The organism is Streptomyces sp. HSW2009, assembly GCF_040240285.1.
Lineage (GTDB): Bacteria > Actinomycetota > Actinomycetes > Streptomycetales > Streptomycetaceae > Streptomyces.
In genome coordinates, this window is the sequence record NZ_JBEHZD010000734.1 from 1 (window position 1) to 3,176 (window position 3,176).

Annotated in this window: 2 protein-coding genes; both read right to left on the reverse strand. The window is 75.4% G+C overall.

Translation table 11 applies throughout. The features are described from left to right. Positions 1-179: 179 nt before the first annotated feature. Positions 180-1,454, reverse strand: coding sequence for an acyltransferase family protein (locus AAHZ94_RS31455; protein ID WP_349997119.1), 1,275 nt, complete (start codon positions 1,452-1,454; stop codon positions 180-182). Continuing rightward, entirely contained in the window at positions 1,451-2,953 is a 1,503-nt protein-coding gene (locus tag AAHZ94_RS31460) for a nitrosuccinate lyase (RefSeq protein WP_349997120.1), read from the reverse strand. Before AAHZ94_RS31460 ends, AAHZ94_RS31455 begins: the two co-directional genes overlap by 4 nt. Positions 2,954-3,176: the final 223 nt, after the last annotated feature.

Sequence of the window (3,176 nt, forward strand, 5' to 3'; positions counted from 1 at the left end):
GCTCGCCGTCGCCCTTCTCCGTCGTCGCCGCGCGGGCCTCGCCCTCGCCTCCGGTCTCGCCCCGGGAGCCGTCGCGGGCCCCGCCCGGCCCGGGGGGGGGCCCCCCGGGGGGGGCCGGCCCGGGGCGCGGGGGGGGGGGGCCCCCCCCCCGGGGGGGCCCCCCCCCCGTCCGCGTCGGATCAGGTCTTGCTGGGCACCTTCGCGGCCCGTGCGCCGTCCGCGCCGTCCGCACCGTGCTCGCCGTCCGCGGCCTCGTCCCGGTCGCCCGCGCCGGCGGTCGCCGCGCCGGTGCCCCGGTCCGCCGGCCGGGCCGCGCCGCCCGCCGCCGGCCGCGGCCTGGCGCCGCTCAGCAGGCGCATGCCGGGCTTCTCCACCAGTTCGTACAGCACGGCCGAGATCGCCAGGCTGACCAGCAGGAAGCCCAGGATCACAAAGACCGCCTGGGTGGTGTCCCAGTTCTTGCCGCGGCCCAGCCAGTCGTGCCCGTACAGCAGGACCAGCAGGTGCACCAGGTAGAAGGCGAACGAGCGCTCGCCGAGCCAGACCATCGGCTTGCTCGCGAACCAGCTCCCGCCGCCGCGCAGGGCGGCGTCGGCGGCGGCCGGGATCAGCAGCGCGATGGGGATGATGGTGGCGGCCACCAGGCTGTACAGGTACGGGACTTCCTGCGCGGCCAGGTAGTAGCCGACGGCGAACAGCGCGATCGGCACGATCAGCGGCAGCCGGAACCACTTGCCCTCGGCGACGACCCGGGCGAGCAGCATGCCGAGGACGAACTCCAGGGCGCGCACCGGCGGGAAGATGTAGACGAACCAGTACTGCTTCAGGCTCGCGACGCCGTCCGGCAGCATCATCACCGGGTCCTCGGTGACCAGCTTCGCCAGCAGCGGCACGCAGATGATGGCGGCCGTGACGACGGCGGTCGCGGTCCACAGGTGGGCGGTGGGGATGCGCTTGATGCCGCGCCACAGCAGCGGGAACGCCAGGTAGAAGAAGAGCTCACAGGCGAGCGACCAGCTCACGGCGTTGCCGCTGAGGAAGATGTTGTACTCGGGCCACCAGGAGTGGATCAGCAGCAGGTTGGTGATCGCCTCGTCGGTGTCGACGGTGCCGGCGGCGGCCAGCATCCCGTCGGTGCGGGAGATCAGCCAGAACGCCACCAGCGCGGTGACCAGGTGCCCCGGATAGACCTTGGCGATCCGACGGCGCCAGAAGCTGGGCGCGGAGTCGCCCTCCCGGCGCGACCAGGCCAGTACGAAGCCACTCAGCACGAAGAAGAACGAGACGCCGATCCAGCCGGCCTTGTTGACGACGTCCGCGTAGTCGCCCTGCACCTGCGGGTCGCGGAAGAACCGCTCCCAGGCCACGTGGAAGGCGAACACCATCAGCGCGGCGATGAAGCGCAGGCCGGTCAGCGATGGCAGTCGGGACGTGCGGTGATCTGTGGGGGTCATGCTGTGGTGCTCCCTTGCGGTCCGGCGCTGGGCCGGCTCGGTGTGTCAGTGGTGCCCCGGCCAGGCCCGCGCAGGGCCCGGTCGGTGAGCGCTCGCGCCGCCCCGGTGTAGCGGGCGGGGTCGAGCAGCCCGTGGATCTCCTCCTCGGTCAGGTGGTCGGTGACGTCGGGCAGGCCGGCCAGTACCTCGGCCAGTCCACAGCCGCGGGCGGCGGCGGTCTGGGCTGCGGCGCCGAGCAGTGCCTTGGCGCGGACCTTGCCGAGGGCGGGGGTGAGGCGGGCCGCCACCCGTTCGGAGACGATCTGCCCGCCGGTCAGCGCCAGGTTGGCGCGCATCCGCTCCGGGTGCGGGGTCAGCCCCTCCAGGAGTTCGGCCGCGGTGTGCGCGGCGCCGCCGGCCAGCCGCAGGCATTCGCGCAGCGGCTGCCACTCGGCGTGCCAGGCGCCGCCGGAGCGCTCGTCCTCGGCGAGCATGCAGCCGTACAACCCGGCGGCGAGCTGCGGCAGTTGGAGTGCGGCCGAGCGGATCAGGGTGGCCAGGACCGGGTTGCGCTTGTGCGGCATGGCCGATGAGGCGCCGCGGCCGGCCGGCCCCGGCTCGCTGACCTCGCCGACCTCGGTGCGGGCCAGCGACTGCACGTCCACGGCGATCTTGCCGAGCGCGCCGGCCAGGAACGAGGTGGCCGCGGCGATGTCGGCGAGCGGGGCGCGCAGCACGTGCCAGGGCAACAGCGGTACGGCGAGGCCGAGTTCGTCGGCGTACGCGGCGATCAGCGCCTCGGCGTAGCGGTCGGCCTCCGGTGTGGGTCCTGCCGGTGTGGGTCCGGTCGTGCCCTCGCCGTGGCCCGCGTACTCCAGGTAGCCGGCGAGGGTGCCGGCCGCGCCGCCGAGTTCGACGGGAAGCGTGTCGGACACGGTCTGGAGGCGGTCGGCCGCCTGCCGGACCAGGTCGAGCCAGCCCGCGGCCTTGAGGCCGAAGGTGGTGGGCACGGCGTGCAGGGTGAGGGTGCGGCCGGCCATCGGGGTGTCGCGGTGTTCGCCGGCCAGCCGGGCCAGGGCGGTCGCGGCGCGCGCCAGATCGGTCAGGATGACGGCGATGGCCCGCCGGGTGACCAGCATGGCCGCGGTGTCCAGCACGTCCTGGCTGGTGGAGCCGCGGTGCACGTAGTCGGCCGCGACCGCGTCCCGGTCGGCGACGGCCGCGGTCAGCGCCTGCACGAAGCCGACGACCGGGTTGGCCGTCTCGCGTGCCGCGTGGGCGAGGGCCACCGGGTCGAACTCGGTGTCGGCGCCGACCGCGGCGATCACCGACGCCGCCTCCGCCGGGACCGTGCCGAGCCTGGCCTGCGCGCGGGCCAGCGCGACCTCGGCCTCGACCATGGCCCGCAGCCACGCCCGGTCGTCGACCTCGGCTTCGACGGGCGTGGCGGCCCGGACCGGGGAGAGTAACCCGGCGTCCAGCGGCCCGGCGGGTTCGGGTTCCCTGCGGTGGGCTGTCATCGGTGGTCTGCGTCCTCTCCGGTCGCGGGTGGGGTGCTCGGCGCAGCGGCGAGCGCTGTCCGGTGGTGCGGGAAGTGGTGGGGGCAGTGGCCCGAGCAGTGGTACGGGCATCCATGTGGGCAGTCGTACGGAGGGCGGGGGGGGGCCCGCGGGGGGGGCCGGGGGGGGGGGGGGGGGGGGGGGGGGGGGGGGGGGGGGGGGGGGGGGGGGGGGGGCGGGGGGG

What these genes read in the sequence shown, in the direction of transcription:
- AAHZ94_RS31455 (WP_349997119.1), bottom strand. Translation starts at nt 1,454, where the DNA reads ATGACCCCCACAGATCACCGCACGTCCCGACTGCCATCGCTGACCGGC.
- AAHZ94_RS31460 (WP_349997120.1), bottom strand. Translation starts at nt 2,953, where the DNA reads ATGACAGCCCACCGCAGGGAACCCGAACCCGCCGGGCCGCTGGACGCC.